This is a genomic window from uncultured Psychroserpens sp., from assembly GCF_947503375.1.
Lineage (GTDB): Bacteria > Bacteroidota > Bacteroidia > Flavobacteriales > Flavobacteriaceae > Psychroserpens.
Window position 1 is genome coordinate 188703 of the sequence record NZ_CANNDQ010000004.1, and the last position, 17811, is coordinate 206513.

Below are 17811 nucleotides of genomic sequence, written 5' to 3' on the forward strand. Positions count from 1 at the left end.
TTTTGAATCCTTAAAACGAGGCTTATAATTAAAACGTCTATTTTTTCTATTACTGAACAAATTAATTATAAATTACACTTGATCTATCTCAAAAGTACTGAATTTACGAGAAAAAATAGCTGCTGAAGTCCTAAAAATTGTTAACAAAAATGTTATGCTTTGCGCCTTAATTCTGCCATTTTTATTGCAGCAATGGCAGCTTCAGCACCCTTATTACCATGCTTTCCTCCTGAACGGTCGATAGATTGTTGCATGGTATTATCTGTTAACACGCAAAAAATAACTGGTGTGTCAGTAGTGAGATTTAATTCTTTGATACCTTGTGTAACACCATCACAAACAAAATCAAAATGCTTTGTTTCGCCTTGAATAACACATCCAATAGCAATAACGGCATCAACATCTTGAGTAATCATTTTTTTAGAACCATAGATCAACTCAAAACTACCAGGAACATCCCATTTAATTATGTTTTTTGATAAAGTACCACAATCAATAAGCGCATCATAGGCACCTTGATACAAACCGTTGGTGATCGTGTCATTCCATTCTGAAACAACAATCCCAAATCGAAATGTTTTCGCATTTGGGATTGAGTTTTTATCGTAATGTGATAAGTTATGGTTTGCCGTAGCCATATTATTCTTTTGCTTCTGCTCTTCCTATAAAGACATCAATATTAGCAGCCTCGGTAGAACTAGAAAATTCTTCTTTAATTCGTTTGAAATTATTTAATGCCTTATCCGATTGCCCTAATTCTAAAGCAACATTAGCTGCTTTAAAAAGATACATAGGTGTTGTGTAATCATTCTTTGAAGCAGCTATGGCTTTTTCATAGTATTCAAGTGCCTGCTCAGGTTGATTCAATTGAACAAATGCATCTCCTATAGCACCTTTAGCAATAGGATTTAAAACAGCATCATCTGTTTTAAAATCACTTAAATGTTTAACAGTGTTTGTATAATCTTTAAGATTTAAATAAGCCATTCCTGCATAATAATTGGCTAGATTTCCAGCTGGAGTACCTCCATATTCTTCAACAATATCTAACATTCCATACTTTCCTTCTCCACCATTGAGTGCAAGTGTGTATAAGGAATCTTTAGCCGTACCTGTCACTGCTTCATCAAAATATTTCTGAGCAGTAAACATTTCGTTCATAGCTTCACTTGCTTTAGGCTCAGCAATAAATTTGTTATAACCTAAATATCCTAAAACAATTGCAGCAGCTAATCCCACCACAATAAAAATATTCTTTTGATTTTTAACAGCCCAATCTTCAGCTTTAGAAGCGCCTTCATCTAAGGTATTAAAAACTTCAGCAGTTGTTGAGTTTTCTTCAATAGCTTCAACTTTCTCAGCTTTTGTTTTTGGTTTATATCCTCTTTTCTTATATGTTGCCATAATTCTCTATTTGTGCCCGCAAAAATAAAATTTTTATTGGGATTTAAAAGGTAAATTATTTGTTATTTTTACTTCTTCTTACTAGAAACAATAGTTAAACACAAAAATCAAGGTTGTTTTATGATCTTAAAAACCCTTAGTTTGGTTAATTATAAGAATTTTGAAAGTCAAAATTTCGAGTTTGATAATAAAATTAATTGTTTTGTAGGCTTTAATGGTGTAGGAAAAACCAATATCCTAGATGCTATTTATCATTTATCCTTTGGTAAAAGCTATTTTAACCCTGTGGCTACACAAAACATCAATCATAATGCCGATTTTTTTGTTGTAGATGGTGTTTTCGACAAGCTTGAACGCACAGAAAAAATTATAGTTTCTCTCAAAAGAGGTCAAAAGAAAATAATCAAACGAAACGGTAAAGCTTACGATAAGTTTAGTGACCATATCGGTTTTATTCCTTTGGTCATTATTTCTCCTGCAGATCGTGATTTAATCATTGAGGGAAGTGATACACGTCGTAAATTCATAGATAGTGTCATTTCACAAAGTAACAAAGCGTACCTCAACAACTTAATTAATTATAATAAAGTACTAGCTCAACGTAACGCACTTTTAAAATACTTTGCACTCAATAATACTTTTAATCAACAAACATTAGAAGTATATGATGACCAATTACATACTTATGGCCTTGAGATTTTCAAAACACGACATGAATTCTTAAAAGTCTTCATTCCAATTTTTAAGGATCGCTATGAAGCCATAAGTAATAACAACGAAAATGTAAACCTTAGCTATAAAAGTGATTTATATGATACTGATCTAAAAACATTACTTGCGCAAAGGGTTAGTAAAGATAAAGCGTTACAATATACAAGTGTTGGCATACATAAAGATGATTTGAGCTTTGAAATTGAAACACATCCTATAAAGAAGTTTGGAAGTCAAGGTCAACAAAAATCTTTTTTAATAGCTTTGAAACTAGCACAATTTGATTTCGTAAAACAGCAAAGCGGTGTTACACCTCTACTACTTTTAGATGACATCTTTGATAAGTTAGACGAACAGCGCGTAGCGCAAATTATTAGCTTAGTAGATAATGAAAATTTCGGACAATTATTTATAAGTGACACTCATGCTGATCGTACAGAAAATGTAATTAAGCAAATTCATCAATCCTATAAAATTTTTAAATTATAATATGGCTAATAAAAATTTAGTATTTATTATCAGTTGTGTAATGATTACAATTTTTGGATGCTCTAAAGATCCTAACACGTATATAAATCATTTAAATGGTTATTGGGAAATTAAGAAAGTTTCGTTAAGCAATGGCACAGAGAAAGAGTATTCGTTTAGCGATACAATCGATTATATTGAAATAACCGATAGTTTAATAGGTTTTAGAACAAAACTCAAACCTAATCTTTCTGGTGGTTATGAAACCTCTTCTAATAGAGAACGTATTACTGTGAAAATAGTAAACGACAGTTTGCATTTGATGTACACTACGCCTTATTCTAATTGGAAAGAAACCGTTTTAAATGCTGATAAAGATCACTTATTAATCGTTAATACCAATAAAGATGTTTATCTTTATAAAAGGTACGAGCCGCTCGTTTTTGAGTAAGGTTTTATTTGTATAAATATGGCAAAACGCAACAATGATCATTTACCTATTAGCGCTATCTTGAAAGAGTTTGTTAATTCAAATAATCTTCAATCAGGCTTAAACAAAGTAAATGTTAGAGAAGCTTGGGCAAAAATGATGGGCAACGGAGTTAATAACTACACGACTAATATTGTCTTAGAGCGTGATACATTATATGTGCAATTAAGTTCTAGCGTATTACGTGAAGAATTGAGTTATGGTCGAGAAAAAATTATCAAGATGCTTAATGAATCTTTAGGAAAAGAGATCATTCGTAAACTCGTCTTGCGTTAAATTACAAGCTATATTATAAAAATAAAAAGCACCATAAATTGGTGCTTTTTATTTTTATAATAGGGAATCATTATTTAACATCCATCAACTCTACGTCAAATACCAATGTAGCATTTGGAGGAATTACACCACCAGCTCCAGCGGAACCATAACCCAAATCACTTGGAATTACTAAACGTGCTTTATCTCCAACATTCAATAAGCAAATCCCTTCATCCCAACCTGGAATCACTTGACCTACACCAACTTGAAAATCTAAAGGCGTGTTTCTTTTATAAGATGAATCAAATACAGTTCCATCAGCCAATTGTCCTTTATAGTGTACAGATACCATGCTACCAGCTTCAGCAGGCTTTCCATTGCCTTTCTGAATGATTTGATAACGCAATCCGCTTTTTGTTTCATCAAATCCAGCAGCCAATTTATCTAACTCAGCTCTAGCTGCTTCGCGCTCAGCTTCAACACGTTTTTCTCGTGCACCTTCAAAAACTCTAAACGCCTCAACAGCATTAAATGATTCGGCTGCTTCTCCTACTCTTAATATCTCTAAAGTTTCTATTGCATCGTCTTGAGCAATGGCATCAACAACATCTTGACCTTTTAGCACTTTACCAAAAACTGTATGATTATTATCTAACCAAGGTGTTTCGACATGCGTGATAAAAAACTGACTACCATTAGTTCCTGGTCCAGCATTAGCCATAGAGAGCACTCCTGGTCTATCATGTTTTAGATCTGGATGAAACTCATCATCAAACTTGTAACCTGGATTTCCTGTTCCAGTACCTTGAGGACAACCACCTTGGATCATAAAATCTGGAATTACTCTATGAAATTTCAATCCATCATAATAAGGTTGCCCTTGTGGTTTAGCAGAATTTTCTAAATTTCCTTCAGCTAAAGCAACAAAATTACCAACCGTACCTGGTGTTTTCTCAAATTCTAAAGCGACTAAAATCTCGCCTTTTGTTGTATTGAATTTTGCGTATAAACCGTCTTGCATTGTATTGTATTTTAATTGAGGTGCAAAGATAGGAAACTAAGTTATATTTTTCAGCCTTAAGGTTGATATGATAAAACTTAAAATGCCTAGTTTTACCAAAATAAAAATGAGACATGAAATTCTCTTTAAACAAACTCTTAAGAAAGTCAGAAAAAGCTGTAACGTCTAGTCAAGATTCTGTAGATGAAATAATCAAAAATATTGAGCATATCCCTTTTGGTATTAGTGAAGCTAATGTATTATATGCTGGTTTAAATGAGTTAGGTGGTTATTACTTTTTTCAAACTGTTATTGTAGGTAGCTTTCAAATGAAGGTTAAAAATGGTGCTCAACTGATTGTTTTTAGTCATGATTTTGAATTGCAATTACAATCGGATATGCTAGAATTAGAATCAGACCATACAGATATTACTGGTCGATATATTACTAAAATTGATTTTCAAATCGAAGAAGTAGACGCAGCCAAAATAAAACGTTCATCAATAAAAGAAATACATTTAAAAAGTAAAAAACAAGGCGTTACATTTTCAATGTATGAATTAAGTGAGGAAGAAGCGTAGTTAATTAGCTACCTCACTCATGAACTTAATACGATAGAGCCGAAGTTCTTCATCCTCATAATCGCCATCGAATTCTTCTACAGCTTCAGATATTTTATCAGTTTCAGATTCCATAAAATACTCATAAATTTCTTCTTGTTGGTCTTCATCAAGAATTTCGTCTATCCAATAGTCAATATTAAGTTTAGTTCCTGAAAAAACAATCGCTTCCATTTCCTTAATAAAGTCAGCCATACTCATACCTTTAGAAGATGCAATATCATCTAGCGGTAACTTTCTATCTACATTTTGAATTATATAAAGTTTTATAGCAGAATTTGAACCTGTACTCTTTACAACAAAATCGTCTGGTCTCATGATGTCATTTTCTTCAACATAATTAGAGATGAGTTCAATGAAATCTTTACCGTATTTTTTTGCTTTACCATCACCTACACCATGAACATTACTAAGTTCTTCCATAGTGATTGGATATTTTAATGCCATGTCTTCTAGAGATGGGTCCTGAAAGATCACAAATGGTGGTATGCCTAACTTTTTAGCATTACGCTTCCTCAAATCTTTTAGCATTCCCATGAGCTTTTCATCTGCGACACCTCCTCCTCCTTTAGCAGCAGTAACGATACTATCATCTGACGTTTCATCAAAGACATGGTCTTCAGTCATCATAAAAGACTTAGGCGATTTTAGAAAGTCATGACCACCAGCAGACAACCTAAGTACACCATAAGTTTCAATATCTTTTTTTAAATACCCAGCAACCAATACTTGTCTGATAAGTGCCATCCAAAAACGCTTATCTTTATCCTTTCCTATTCCAAAAAATGGCTGAGTATCTGTTTTATGAGAAGAGATTAAAGCATTTGAAGTTCCAACTAAAACATTGACCAAGTCTTTTGATTTGTACTTCTCATTAGTTTTGTTAACAGTATCTAATAATGTTACCACTTCATCTTTTGCTTCATGTTGTTTCTTAGGGTTTCGAACATTGTCATCCATATCTCCACCTTCACCTGTTTCATTATCAAATGCCTCTCCGAAGTAATGCAAAATAAATTTTCGTCTAGAAACAGAGCTTTCAGCAAATGCTACTACTTCTTGTAGTAACGCATGACCAATTTCTTGTTCAGCAACAGGTTTACCAGACATAAATTTCTCTAGTTTCTCAATATCTTTATAGGCATAGTATGCTAAACAATGGCCTTCTCCTCCATCTCGACCTGCTCTTCCAGTTTCTTGATAATAGCTTTCAATACTTTTAGGCATATCATGATGTATTACAAAACGTACATCTGGTTTATCTATTCCCATACCAAATGCAATTGTAGCTACAACAACATCTGCATCTTCCATTAAAAACATATCTTGATGCTTTACCCTAGTTTTTGGGTCTAAACCTGCATGATAAGGTACCGCATTTATACCATTGACTTGAAGTACCTGAGCTAATTCCTCAACACGTTTTCTACTCAAACAGTATACAATTCCAGATTTACCTTCATTTTGTTTAATAAATCGAATAATATCTGAATCTACATTTTTAGTCTTTGGTCGTATTTCATAATATAAATTAGGTCTATTAAAAGAAGCCTTATATGTTTTAGCATTCGTTATATCTAAGCTTTTTAAAATATCTTCTTGAACTTTAGGCGTTGCTGTGGCTGTTAACCCAATTATTGGAATATTATCTCCAATACGTTTAATAATATGTCTTAAGTTTCTATACTCTGGTCTGAAATCGTGTCCCCATTCACTAATACAATGCGCCTCATCAACTGCCATGAAAGAAATTGTAACGGTTCTAAGAAATTCTACGTATTCTTCTTTGGTTAATGATTCAGGAGCAACATACAGCAACTTGGTTACACCATTAGTAATATCTTCTTTTACACGTTTGACTTCAGTTTTGTTAAGTGAAGAGTTTAGTACATGAGCAACACCTTCTTCATTTGAAACACCTCTTATAGCATCAACTTGATTTTTCATTAACGCAATTAAAGGAGATACTATAATTGCGGTACCATCTTTTATTAAAGCAGGAAGTTGATAACATAATGATTTACCACCTCCTGTTGGCATTATAACAAATACATTATCACCTTCAACAACACTTTTTATAACACTTTCTTGAAGCCCTTTAAATTTTGAAAAACCAAAGTATTGTTTGAGTGCAGAATGTATGTCAATTTCTTTTATACTCATTAATCCCTATTAGTATTTTTGATACATTTGCATAAGACTAAAGATAACAATTTCTTTAAACCCGTCAAACTCAAAAAAATTAAATTTTGAACAGTATACAATCTATCCTTGATACCGCAAAAAAAACCATAGATTTAGAACGAGATGCTATTGCAAATTTGAGCCAATTACTAACCGATGATTTTGCAAATGCTGTATCGCTTATTTATAATTCTAAAGGGCGAGTTGTTATAACTGGAATAGGAAAAAGTGCTATTATAGCAAATAAAATTGTTGCAACTTTGAACTCCACCGGAACACCATCTGTCTTTATGCATGCTGCAGATGCAATTCATGGCGATTTAGGATTAATTCTAGAAGACGATGTTGTCATATGTATTTCAAAAAGTGGAAATACTCCAGAGATCAAAGTTTTAGTTCCGTTAATAAAGAATGCGAAAAATAAAATGATTGCCATTACTGGAAATGACAATTCTTTTTTAGCACAACAGGCAGATTTTATTTTAAATGCTTATGTAGAACAAGAAGCCTGCCCAAATAATTTGGCTCCAACAACTAGTACTACTGCGCAATTGGTTATTGGAGATGCACTTGCGGTTTGTTTACTTGAACTTCGCGGTTTTTCTAGTAAGGACTTTGCAAAATATCATCCTGGTGGCGCTCTAGGTAAACGTTTATATTTAAGAGTGAGTGATTTATCATCTGTAAATGAAAAGCCAAAAGTAGACCTCAATACATCTGCAAAAGATGTTATTGTAGAAATATCAGAAAAGATGCTTGGTGTTACTGCTGTTGTTGATAACAATAAAATAGCTGGTATAATTACCGATGGAGATTTAAGACGTATGCTTACCAAAAACGAAGCTTTTATTCACTTAACAGCAAAAGATATTATGAGTAACAACCCAAAACGAATTGATGAAGACGCTATGGCTATTGATGCTATGGAGCTGATGGAAACACATGGGATTTCACAATTACTTGTAGAAAAAAATGGTAATTATGCTGGTGTTATCCATATTCACGATTTAATCAAAGAAGGTATTATATAATGGCGAAAAAAAGTACCGATGAGATGTCGTTTTTAGATCATCTTGAAGACTTAAGGTGGCACTTGATACGTATGACAATTGCAATTTTGATTTGTGCTACTATAGCTTTCATTTTTAGTGGATTCATTTTTGAACATATTGTTTTTGCACCAAAACGAATGGATTTTCCAACCTATAAATGGCTATGCAAAGCGTCGCAATTTATTGGTATTAATGACACTACTTTTTGTGCTGCCGAATTCCCCTTTAAAATTCAAAGTAGAACGATGGCTGGACAGTTTTCAGCAGATATATGGACATCTATTTATGCTGGTTTTGTTTTAGCTTTTCCATATGTTATCTATCAATTCTGGAGTTTCATAAGTCCAGGACTACATCATAATGAGCGAAAGCATTCAAGAGGTTTTATCTTTATTACTTCATTATTATTCTTTATTGGTGTTTTATTTGGTTATTATATTGTTACACCTTTATCTATAAACTTCCTTGCAAATTATAGTGTGAGTGTTGAGGTCTCTAATGAATTCGATCTAAGTTCCTTTATATCAACAGTACGATCATCTTGTTTAGCATCTGGATTAGTTTTTGAGTTACCAATTATTATCTATTTTCTAACCAAAATAGGATTAGTCACACCTCAAATCATGAAGAAATATCGAAAATTTGCTTTAGTAATTGTATTAATTATCTCTGCAATTATTACACCACCTGACTTGGCAAGCCAAATTATTGTTGCCATTCCTATTTTAATTTTATATCAAGTAAGTATTTATATTTCTAAAGTGGTTGTTCGCAACCAGAATAAAAAACAAAAAGTCCATGTCTGATATCGTTTCCGAATTTAACGCATACCGTTCAAAAATGAACGATGCAATCCTAGAAGATAACAATAAAATTATCAAACGTATTTTTAACCTAGACACCAATGCGTTTACTGAAGGTGTCCTAGATAAAAAAACTAAAGAATTATTAGGCCTGGTAGCCTCTACTGTGCTACGATGTGACGACTGTATTAAGTATCATCTTCAATCAAGCTATGATGAAGGATTAAACAAAGAAGAAGTTGTTGAAGCATTAAGTATTGCTACTTTGATAGGCGGAACAATTGTTATTCCGCATTTACGAAAAGCCTATGAATATTGGGATGCACTTGAAAGTGAGCGTTAAACTTTTAATAAATAAAAAAGCGAGTCATTGTTAATTTGCTATTTTAGCAGCATATGAAAAAATTAAGAGCCGATAATTTAATGAAAGCCTATAACGGCAGAAAAGTCGTTAAAGACGTGTCTTTAGAAGTCAATCAAGGCGAGATCGTAGGTTTATTAGGTCCAAATGGTGCTGGTAAAACCACTTCATTTTACATGATTGTTGGACTCATAAAACCCAATGGCGGAAATATTTTCTTAGACAATACTGAAATTACCAGCTTCCCAATGTACAAACGTGCACAAAATGGTATTGGTTACTTGGCGCAAGAAGCCTCAGTTTTTAGGAAGTTAAGTATTGAAGATAATATTTTGAGTGTTCTACAATTAACTAAGCTGAGTAAAAAAGAGCAGCAAGATAAGATGGAATCGCTCATAGAAGAATTTAGCTTAGGTCATATTCGTAAGAATCGAGGTGATCTACTCTCTGGAGGTGAACGTCGTCGTACGGAAATTGCTCGTGCCTTAGCTACAGATCCAGATTTTATTCTGCTTGATGAACCTTTTGCTGGTGTTGACCCAGTTGCTGTTGAAGATATTCAACGTATTATTGCGCAACTCACCAAGAAAAACATCGGCATTTTAATTACAGACCATAATGTACAGGAGACTTTAGCCATTACTGACCGAACATATTTAATGTTTGAAGGTAGTATTCTAAAAGCTGGAAAACCTGAAGAATTGGCTAGTGATGAAATGGTACGTAAAGTGTACTTAGGTCAGAACTTTGAGCTACGAAAGAAAAAACTTCATTTCTAGCTTATACCTAATCAAAACCAGATACGATTAAGGTTAGACCAATAACAGTTAAACAAACTACACCAATATATAGCTTAATCATTCGATTAATCCTTTTTACTCTTGAATAGGTGAAGTAAAATATTCTAGCAGCAATTATGAGTACAACAAACCCTAAGATATTTTCAAAAATCCTCATCAAATTAACCTCTACGTCGCTCTAACAATACCATCATCATAAAACTTAGAATAATACGTTCGTCATCATCATTATCAATAGGTTTAAGCTTAGATAGTTTAAATTTTCTACCAAAAAAAGAAGCCTCCTTTTTCAATTGGCAAACTGCTTGACCTTTCAAATCTGTTACAGTATAACTTGGGTTGAATAAATAGCCTGTAAATCCACCAATGATGGGAAGCTGCCCTAAAACTGAATCTAGCACCTTTACCCAAGCATTATCTTCTCTAATGTGGTATTGTAGTTTTTGATGTTGGTCTATGATTTCGTAGTGTGCCTTCCAAATTGAAGCCCAACCCTTTCGAGCTATCTTTCCAAGTTCTTTCCCACTAGCATCTTTCATACTATAAGCTGCAGAAAAATCAATCCACTTATCGGCATTAATCTTATGGGTCAAATTATGTTTTGTCTCATCTTGATAAATACTAATATCTTCTTTAAGTTTAAACATTTTCTGCTTTACATAGGCTACTGTTTTACCAGAGTTATCTTTGGCTGTAAAGTCGTTAGATAATGTCGTTACATGAAATGTAAAACTAATTGGGAATTGTAGATGTTTCATTTGTTTAGTTTAAGTTAGTTAGTGCTTTCCGTTTTCTTTTTCAGCCAATATTTTCCTTTGATAGCGTCCTTGAACTATATCTGTAACAACTAAAATGGCAATTACGAAATAGAATGTTGTTTTACTCATTGGCACAATTTCATTCCCAAATATTTTCAAATGCGCCAAATGACCGCCTTCAGTGACTAACATGATACCAACAATAAACAAAATGAAGAGACCAAGTACTTCATACATTCTATTTTTGGCTAAAAATTCAGAAATTTTATCAGCTAACAACAACATTAATAGTCCACTAACAACTATAGCAATAGCCATTACTATAAATGCCGTAGTTGAATTTTCAATATCGCTAGTTAAGCCAATAGCAGCTAGGATAGAATCAAATGAAAACACTAAATTCATAATAACAATACTTGTAATGACTGCGTTAGCAGTTTTTCTACTTTTTTGATCTCCATCAATAACTTCATTTAAATCTTTTTTCCCAATCATATGCCATATTTCTTTTATTGCTGTATAAATAATGAAAGCCCCTCCAGCTAAAACAATTATACTATGACCGTTAAAAGCAAAAACTAAAATATCTCCAAGTTGACCTGTTAGCCAAGAAAAAGGCTCTTGAAAAAAGTCTATAATAGATACCAGTACGAATAGTAAAACTATCCTAAGTATTATAGCAATCAAAATACCTATTTTGCGTACGCGTTTTTGATCTGACAAAGGTGCTTTTTTAGATTCAAGAGAAATGTAAAGTAGGTTATCAAACCCTAACACAGCTTGTAGCATCACTAACATCAATAGTGTGAAAATTATTTCTAACATGTTATAAAATTATCTGGTGGTTGTATTCTTAAGTAATGATAATATGATGTAAACTAAAATAATCAATGGTATTGCAATAAAATGAAATAGCACCATAAACAGTATACTTAAAAGTATGAGTATGTATCTAAATTTATTATCGTTAAAACTATAATTCTTAAACTTTAAAGCAAAAAGCTTAATATTAGAGTTTAACAAATAGCAGCTTACTAGTGTTAATGCTATTAAAAACCATTGGTTTAAAATTAACGAATTGAATAGATCATTATGTTGAAACTCCATAATTAGTGGTAATGACAAAATAAGCAACGTATTTGCTGGTGTTGGTAGGCCTTTAAAATAAGCTTGTTGATCTTCATCTATATTAAATTTTGCTAGGCGATAAGCAGAAGCTAGAGTAATACACAAGCCTACCAAGGCTAAAGGTGCCAATCGTAAGCCATACCAATGTGTTGTTGATGTCCAGTCATCAATATGCATAGAATCTGGTGCATGAATACTTATAGAGATTAACTTGAACATGATAATTCCTGGCACCAATCCACTGGTAATCATGTCTGCCAATGAGTCTAATTGAATACCCAAATCACTTTGTACGTTAAGTTTTCTTGCTAATAAACCATCAAAAAAGTCAAAGAAAATACCAAGAAATACAAATATCGTTGCTGCTATGAAGTTGTTATTGACCGCGAAAATAACTGCGATACTTCCGCAGAACAAATTGAGAAGTGTTACCAAATTAGGAATGTATCTTTTTATAGACATGCAGTAAGATTTGTGTAAAAATAGCAAACTATTTTAGACTTATACAAGACTAAGGCAATATCTACTTTAATTTACAGTTTAATAGATGAAAAATATTATGCATCTTTGTAAAAAATTTTGCTATTGAAGAATTACATACTCATTGTTCTATCACTGTTTACGTTGTTAGGCTCTGCTCAAAACGCACGTAAATACTCTAACGAGTTTTTAAATATAGGTGTTGATGCAGCCGCACTTGGAATGAGCAATTCTGTAGTTTCTCATACTGCAGATGTGAATTCAGGCTATTGGAATCCTGCAGGCTTAGTACATTTAGAGGACAATCAACTAGCCGCTTTACACTCCAGTTATTTTGCTAACATAGCTAATTATAATTATATCGCTTTTGCTAAGCCTTTAGACGATAGAAGTACGATTGCTGTTTCATTAATACGATTTGGTGTAGATGATATTTTAGACACAACTCAATTAATTGATGACCAAGGCAATATTAATTATGATCGTGTGAGTTTATTTTCAACAGCAGACTATGCATTAACGTTTTCTTATGCAAGAGATTTACCAATTCCAGGGTTGAGTTATGGTGTTAATGCTAAAGTTGTTCGAAGAATTATAGGTGACTTTGCAAATTCTTGGGGTTTTGGACTAGACTTAGGTGTTCAGTTTGAATCTGATAACGACTGGAAATTCGGTATCATGGCAAGAGATATTACAACTACTTTTAACGCTTGGTCTTTTGATGACGATAAACTTGCTGATATTCAAAATGCAATTGAAGGTCAAAATCAAACCGTTCCTGAAAGTACAGAGCTCACCATACCTAAGTTGCAAATTGGAATGTCTAAAAAGTTCATATTCCATTATGATTATTCTTTATTAGCTTCGTTTGACCTTAATGTTAGATTTGAACAAAATAATGATATCATTTCCACATCTTTTGCAAGTGTAAACCCAGCCTTAGGATTTGAGTTTGGTTATACCGATTTGGTATTCTTAAGAGGTGGTGTTGGGAACTTTCAAAACGAGCTTCAAATAGATAATTCAGAAGATTTAACGTTTCAGCCAAGTTTAGGTCTTGGTTTTAAATATAAAGGGATACAAATAGATTATGCATTCACCGATATTGGTGATCAAAGTGTAGCATTATATAGCAATGTGTTTTCTTTAAAGCTTGATTTTAGTATCTTTAGATAGTGAACCGACTACTATTCGCATTAGCCTCAGGATTATTACTTGCACTAGGATGGCCAACATATGGTGTCCCTCTTTTACTCTTTGTTGCTTTTGTTCCACTCCTTATTGCCGAACATCAAATTAGACAATCAAATGTAAAACGAAAAGCGCTTAAAGTGTTTGGACTGTCTTATTTAACATTTGTAATATGGAACCTCATCACTACAAGTTGGTTGCGTTATGCTGATATCTTTGGAGCTAGTTTTGCTGTATTTGTCAATTCTGCTCTTATGGCAACTCTAATTCTAGTTTACCATAAGTATGCAAAACGATTGTCTTTAAATAGGTCTCTGTTATTTCTGGTTACACTTTGGATTAGTTTTGAAAAGCTACATCTTGAATGGGAGTTTTGTTGGCCTTGGCTAAATCTAGGAAATGGTTTTTCTGAACAAATCACATGGATACAATGGTATGAATATACTGGGACTTTTGGTGGTACGCTATGGATACTTCTACTTAATATATTTGTCTTTAAAGGTGTTTTAAAATATCAAGATAGAAAATCTAAAACTCTTATTAAAAGCTTAGCACTAAGGTTTGCAGCTTTTATTTTGATTCCGATAGGAATTTCATTGATCATTTTCAATAATTACAACCATGAAGGCGAAACAATAAATGCTATCGTACTCCAACCTAATATAGATCCTTATTCAGATAAATATAATATCTCTAATCTGAAATTCTCCGAATTATTTTTTGAGCTTTCAAATACAAAAATTACAGATACAACTGATTTTGTTATAGCACCTGAAACATTTTTTGCTGAAAGTGCTAGACTTACAGAATTTGACAATTCGCTATTAAAAAGTAGACTAAAACGTTACGTTTATGACCATCCAAAAGTAAATCTATTAACTGGCATCTCATTTATTGATTGGTTTCATGACAAGAGCAAAATTAGAGAAGAAACCAATACTTACAAATTAAGACCGAACACATGGTATGATGATTACAATTCAGCAATACTAATTAACTCATCAGACTCTGTAGCTCAATACAACAAATCAAAACTTGTGGTAGGTGTTGAAAACTTTCCATACCAAAGTATTTTAAAGCCAATTGTTGGTGATGCACTAATTGATCTAGGAGGAACGGTTGCTATGAAAACCACACAAGATTATAGAAGCGTATTTACCTCATCAAATGGTAAATTCAAAGCAGCACCTATTATCTGCTATGAATCTGTTTATGGCGAATTTGTAACAGGTTATGTAAGAAATGGTGCAAATTTTTTAACTATTGTTACCAATGATGCTTGGTGGAATGAGACTCAAGGTCATAAACAACATTTGAGCTATTCAAGACTGAGAGCTATAGAAACAAGACGTGAAATTGCGAGAAGTGCTAATACTGGGATTTCAGCATTTATAAACGCTAAGGGTGAAATTATTAAAAGCTTAAACTATAATAAAAAAGGAGCCTTAGCAGGTCAAATAACCACTAATGAAAAACTTACATTCTATGTAAAAGCTGGTGATTATATCGCAAGGATTAGCGTTTTTATTATGCTATTTGTTTTTTTAATTGGCTTTTTTAGAAAGAAAAGGCAAACCTAATGTCATCATTAAAAACACTATTGACCTCGATAATACAAAATTGTGCTTAGGGTCTTGACTACAATATTCAAATCTAAAAAAATACTTCTGTGCTTTATGTAGAACAAATCATACTGTAGTTTGGTTAAACTATCATCTACCGAAGACCCATACCTAGTGTTTACTTGTGCCCAACCTGTAAGTCCAGGCTTCACAATATGCCTGGTTTCATAAAATGGAATTATTCTTGACAATTCATTTACAAAAAACGGACGTTCAGGTCTTGGTCCTATAATACTCATTTCACCTTTTAAAACGTTGATAAATTGTGGTATTTCATCCAATCGAGAACGTCTTAAAAACTTTCCAAAAGTAGTAACTCTAGTATCATTCTTCTGTGCCCACTTAGCACCTTCACGTTCAGCATTTACAATCATACTTCTTAACTTGACAATGCTGAAAATTTTTCCATTCTTTCCAACACGTTCTTGAGAATAAAATAAAGGTCCTTTGTTGGCAATGGTATTACCTATGATAATAAACGGAATAAGAAGTAACCCAAAACAAAGCCCAAAAACAGAAAATAAAATATCAAATGTACGATGGAAAAATAAATAGAGTGTATTTTGATTACTTCTACTAAACGGGAAATATTTATAAAAATCCTTACCAACAAATTGTATTGGCACTCGATATGTTATTTCTTCATATACTTGTGTGTATTCTCTAATTGTAAAACCATGCTCTAATAAGTTGATCAGGTCATGATATATTTCAGGCGTAATCGTCTCAGAGTCATAACTTGCAACAAGTATTTCAGAGATTTTTTCTTTATAAATAACCTCCATAAGTTCGTGTGGCTGAAACTCTTTAAGACCTTTAAATTTTATTGGTGATTCTGTCTCTTTTTCACAATTTATAAACCCAATAATCTTATAATTAGGGTCTGTTTCTCTTAATGGTTTTATAATGTTTTCAATGTTTGATATCTCGCCTACTAAAAGTACTTTTTTGTAGAATCTTGGTGAGGTAATGAACGTTATATATGCTAAACGCCACAAGAATACCATAACAATGATAACCAAATAAAAATAAACAATTTGCAATCTGTTTTCGGGTAGAAAAGGCGTGAAAAAAGGAGTTAAGAGATAAAACAGAACTGTTGTTGATGCTGTGATGACAATGTTCCTAAAGACCACATCTAGTTTGCTGGATTTTTGTAGATCGTATATCTCAAAAATAGTTCCAAAAACAGTGATATAAAGCGTTAAAAAAATTAAAGCAACAGCATTCTCATTATTAACGGTTAAGTAATCATAATCTAAAAATAACTCAATCCCGTAGAGACCAGCAAAAATGAATACAATATCAAGGATTCTTAGCAGAATCTTGCGCTCAGAAATTTCAAAATGTATATCTTTTTTCTTACTCATTATACTAAATTGCACGTAAATATAATAAGATAAGGCTAACTATTACTAGTAATATTAGGTAATACTTTAAACCAAAGAGGTTTTATTTGACTCCAATCAAATGTTTCAACTTTTTGTCTTGCTTCATGAATCATATCCTGTCTTTTTTTAGGGTTTTCCATAACAGAAATAATTGCTTCTACCATGAGTTCTGTGTCATCTGGTTCAACCAATAGACCATCAACTCTATTTTTAATAAGATAAGGCATTCCTCCAACATTTGTAGATATAATTGGTAAACCCAAAGCCATTGCTTCAATAACACTTACAGGTGTATTATCAAAGTTTGTGGTATTTATAAAAATATTATATGCTTTAGAAACTGATATCCACTCTTGTTTTTTCAGTTTTCCAGTAAAATCAACTTCTAAATTAAGATCTGAAGCTAGTTGCTTTACTTGGCTTAGTGTTCCATCAGCATTAGGACCAACCATACATAATGTTGCTTTAGGATATGTTTTTTTTAATCGATGTAAAACATGAATTGCTAATTCTGGGTTGTATATTTTTGAGAATGACCTTACCCAAAGCAGCCTAGGTGTATCAAACGTTTTAGTTTGGAATGGATACTCATTTATTTTTATCGTATTTGGAATATGAGTCACATTTTGATAGCCAAATGCCTCAAATTCCTTTTTTAAAAATAATGAAGGTGACACATTAATTTGTGCATTATTGAAAATTAAATTGCTAAACCTAGGGTTCTGTTTTAATCTTAAAGATAAATTACCGCCTCTTAATATAGGAATATACTTCAACTTACACACTCTAGCTAGTTGACTTATAAACAGGGCAAAATAAAAATTTTGTGTGCTATATGTATCAATTAATACACATGAAACGTTTTTTCTTACCTTTAATAAGGTGAAGAGCATATCACATAACCTCAAGAATTTGTTAGTTTTTCCTGAGGTATAAATAACTTTGTAATGCTCACTCTCAAGTAATGAACCTAGCGTATGAATAGCAGTAATATTCGTATTGCTACTAAATAACCTATTACCAACGTAAAGAATTGATTTCATTTTTGAACAAGCAAATTCATATTTGAGACAATATTACGGAAACGTAG

The 17811-nt window shown here is 32.6% G+C and carries 19 protein-coding genes; 10 read left to right on the forward strand and 9 right to left on the reverse strand.

The genetic code is table 11. The features are described 5' to 3' along the window. Positions 1-152 precede the first annotated feature (152 nt). Both ribH and Q0876_RS08660 read right to left on the reverse strand, forming a co-directional pair. On the reverse strand, positions 153-638 hold the full coding sequence (gene ribH, locus Q0876_RS08655) for a 6,7-dimethyl-8-ribityllumazine synthase (RefSeq protein ID WP_299226344.1): 486 nt from the start codon (positions 636-638) through the stop codon (positions 153-155). 1 nt (position 639) lies between these two features. Beyond that, positions 640-1404 (reverse strand): tetratricopeptide repeat protein, encoded by a 765-nt coding sequence (locus Q0876_RS08660; RefSeq protein WP_299226347.1) that lies wholly within the window; start codon positions 1402-1404, stop codon positions 640-642. A 120-nt stretch (positions 1405-1524) separates the two neighbouring features. Between Q0876_RS08660 and Q0876_RS08665 the strand changes: the two genes are divergently transcribed. The 3 genes from Q0876_RS08665 to Q0876_RS08675 are packed head-to-tail and all read left to right on the forward strand — an operon-like array spanning position 1525 to position 3349. Next, a complete protein-coding gene (locus tag Q0876_RS08665; RefSeq protein WP_299226350.1) occupies positions 1525-2604 on the forward strand; it encodes a DNA replication/repair protein RecF in 1080 nt (359 codons plus the stop codon). 40 nt (positions 2605-2644) lie between these two features. Then, positions 2645-3034 (forward strand): lipocalin family protein, encoded by a 390-nt coding sequence (locus Q0876_RS08670; protein ID WP_299226353.1) that lies wholly within the window; start codon positions 2645-2647, stop codon positions 3032-3034. Between the two features lie 18 nt (positions 3035-3052). Then, complete coding sequence (locus tag Q0876_RS08675) at positions 3053-3349, forward strand: DUF721 domain-containing protein (RefSeq protein ID WP_299226355.1); 297 nt, start codon at positions 3053-3055, stop codon at positions 3347-3349. 70 nt (positions 3350-3419) lie between these two features. Here Q0876_RS08675 and Q0876_RS08680 read toward each other — a convergent pair whose 3' ends face one another. Beyond that, positions 3420-4352, reverse strand: a complete 933-nt coding sequence (locus tag Q0876_RS08680) for a peptidylprolyl isomerase (protein WP_299226358.1) — start codon at positions 4350-4352, stop codon at positions 3420-3422. Between the two features lie 113 nt (positions 4353-4465). Between Q0876_RS08680 and Q0876_RS08685 the strand changes: the two genes are divergently transcribed. Next, positions 4466-4912 (forward strand): hypothetical protein, encoded by a 447-nt coding sequence (locus Q0876_RS08685; protein WP_299226361.1) that lies wholly within the window; start codon positions 4466-4468, stop codon positions 4910-4912. Here the strand turns inward: Q0876_RS08685 and recQ are convergent, their stop codons facing one another. After that, a complete protein-coding gene (gene recQ / locus Q0876_RS08690; RefSeq protein WP_299226364.1) occupies positions 4913-7114 on the reverse strand; it encodes a DNA helicase RecQ in 2202 nt (733 codons plus the stop codon). Between the two features lie 86 nt (positions 7115-7200). Here recQ and Q0876_RS08695 point away from each other — a divergent pair, with 86 nt between their 5' ends. From Q0876_RS08695 to lptB, 4 genes are read left to right on the forward strand one after another with little or no spacing between them, the layout of a single operon-like run. After that, on the forward strand, positions 7201-8166 hold the full coding sequence (locus Q0876_RS08695; protein WP_299226367.1) for an SIS domain-containing protein: 966 nt from the start codon (positions 7201-7203) through the stop codon (positions 8164-8166). Continuing rightward, positions 8166-8993 (forward strand): twin-arginine translocase subunit TatC, encoded by an 828-nt coding sequence (gene tatC / locus Q0876_RS08700; protein ID WP_299226370.1) that lies wholly within the window; start codon positions 8166-8168, stop codon positions 8991-8993. Before Q0876_RS08695 ends, tatC begins: the two co-directional genes overlap by 1 nt. After that, positions 8986-9333 carry a carboxymuconolactone decarboxylase family protein gene (locus Q0876_RS08705; protein ID WP_299226373.1) on the forward strand — a complete coding sequence of 116 codons (348 nt, stop codon included), beginning with the start codon at positions 8986-8988 and terminating at the stop codon, positions 9331-9333. Before tatC ends, Q0876_RS08705 begins: the two co-directional genes overlap by 8 nt. A gap of 53 nt (positions 9334-9386) precedes the next feature. Next, positions 9387-10130 carry an LPS export ABC transporter ATP-binding protein gene (gene lptB, locus Q0876_RS08710; RefSeq protein WP_299226376.1) on the forward strand — a complete coding sequence of 248 codons (744 nt, stop codon included), beginning with the start codon at positions 9387-9389 and terminating at the stop codon, positions 10128-10130. A 182-nt stretch (positions 10131-10312) separates the two neighbouring features. On the opposite strand, the gene Q0876_RS08715 is transcribed toward lptB, so the two are convergent. The 3 genes from Q0876_RS08715 to Q0876_RS08725 are packed head-to-tail and all read right to left on the reverse strand — an operon-like array spanning position 10313 to position 12499. After that, complete coding sequence (locus tag Q0876_RS08715) at positions 10313-10909, reverse strand: hypothetical protein (protein ID WP_299226379.1); 597 nt, start codon at positions 10907-10909, stop codon at positions 10313-10315. Between the two features lie 18 nt (positions 10910-10927). Continuing rightward, positions 10928-11734 carry a tellurium resistance protein TerC gene (locus Q0876_RS08720; RefSeq protein ID WP_299226381.1) on the reverse strand — a complete coding sequence of 269 codons (807 nt, stop codon included), beginning with the start codon at positions 11732-11734 and terminating at the stop codon, positions 10928-10930. 9 nt (positions 11735-11743) lie between these two features. Continuing rightward, a complete protein-coding gene (locus Q0876_RS08725) occupies positions 11744-12499 on the reverse strand; it encodes a CDP-alcohol phosphatidyltransferase family protein (protein WP_299226384.1) in 756 nt (251 codons plus the stop codon). Positions 12500-12634: 135 nt separating this feature from the next. On the opposite strand from Q0876_RS08725, the gene Q0876_RS08730 reads away from it, so the two are divergent. After that, positions 12635-13693 (forward strand): PorV/PorQ family protein, encoded by a 1059-nt coding sequence (locus tag Q0876_RS08730; protein WP_299226729.1) that lies wholly within the window; start codon positions 12635-12637, stop codon positions 13691-13693. Next, the gene (lnt, locus tag Q0876_RS08735) at positions 13690-15288 is read left to right on the forward strand and encodes an apolipoprotein N-acyltransferase (protein WP_299226732.1); all 1599 of its coding nucleotides are present in this window, start codon (positions 13690-13692) and stop codon (positions 15286-15288) included. Before Q0876_RS08730 ends, lnt begins: the two co-directional genes overlap by 4 nt. Positions 15289-15305: 17 nt before the next feature. On the opposite strand, the gene Q0876_RS08740 is transcribed toward lnt, so the two are convergent. After that, complete coding sequence (locus Q0876_RS08740; RefSeq protein ID WP_299226387.1) at positions 15306-16700, reverse strand: sugar transferase; 1395 nt, start codon at positions 16698-16700, stop codon at positions 15306-15308. A 35-nt stretch (positions 16701-16735) separates the two neighbouring features. Beyond that, positions 16736-17764: a glycosyltransferase family 4 protein gene (locus Q0876_RS08745; RefSeq protein WP_299226390.1), complete on the reverse strand. Its 1029-nt coding sequence runs from the start codon at positions 17762-17764 to the stop codon at positions 16736-16738. Between the last annotated feature and the right edge of the window lie 47 nt (positions 17765-17811).

Bases quoted from the DNA above. Each gene is read 5' to 3' on its own strand.
- ribH (WP_299226344.1), bottom strand. From the start codon at position 638: ATGGCTACGGCAAACCATAACTTATCACATTACGATAAAAACTCAATC.
- Q0876_RS08660 (WP_299226347.1), bottom strand. From the start codon at position 1,404: ATGGCAACATATAAGAAAAGAGGATATAAACCAAAAACAAAAGCTGAG.
- Q0876_RS08665 (WP_299226350.1), top strand. From the start codon at position 1,525: ATGATCTTAAAAACCCTTAGTTTGGTTAATTATAAGAATTTTGAAAGT.
- Q0876_RS08670 (WP_299226353.1), top strand. From the start codon at position 2,645: ATGATTACAATTTTTGGATGCTCTAAAGATCCTAACACGTATATAAAT.
- Q0876_RS08675 (WP_299226355.1), top strand. From the start codon at position 3,053: ATGGCAAAACGCAACAATGATCATTTACCTATTAGCGCTATCTTGAAA.
- Q0876_RS08680 (WP_299226358.1), bottom strand. From the start codon at position 4,352: ATGCAAGACGGTTTATACGCAAAATTCAATACAACAAAAGGCGAGATT.
- Q0876_RS08685 (WP_299226361.1), top strand. From the start codon at position 4,466: ATGAAATTCTCTTTAAACAAACTCTTAAGAAAGTCAGAAAAAGCTGTA.
- recQ (WP_299226364.1), bottom strand. From the start codon at position 7,114: ATGAGTATAAAAGAAATTGACATACATTCTGCACTCAAACAATACTTT.
- tatC (WP_299226370.1), top strand. From the start codon at position 8,166: ATGGCGAAAAAAAGTACCGATGAGATGTCGTTTTTAGATCATCTTGAA.
- Q0876_RS08705 (WP_299226373.1), top strand. From the start codon at position 8,986: ATGTCTGATATCGTTTCCGAATTTAACGCATACCGTTCAAAAATGAAC.
- lptB (WP_299226376.1), top strand. From the start codon at position 9,387: ATGAAAAAATTAAGAGCCGATAATTTAATGAAAGCCTATAACGGCAGA.
- Q0876_RS08715 (WP_299226379.1), bottom strand. From the start codon at position 10,909: ATGAAACATCTACAATTCCCAATTAGTTTTACATTTCATGTAACGACA.
- Q0876_RS08720 (WP_299226381.1), bottom strand. From the start codon at position 11,734: ATGTTAGAAATAATTTTCACACTATTGATGTTAGTGATGCTACAAGCT.
- Q0876_RS08725 (WP_299226384.1), bottom strand. From the start codon at position 12,499: ATGTCTATAAAAAGATACATTCCTAATTTGGTAACACTTCTCAATTTG.
- Q0876_RS08740 (WP_299226387.1), bottom strand. From the start codon at position 16,700: ATGAGTAAGAAAAAAGATATACATTTTGAAATTTCTGAGCGCAAGATT.
- Q0876_RS08745 (WP_299226390.1), bottom strand. From the start codon at position 17,764: ATGAAATCAATTCTTTACGTTGGTAATAGGTTATTTAGTAGCAATACG.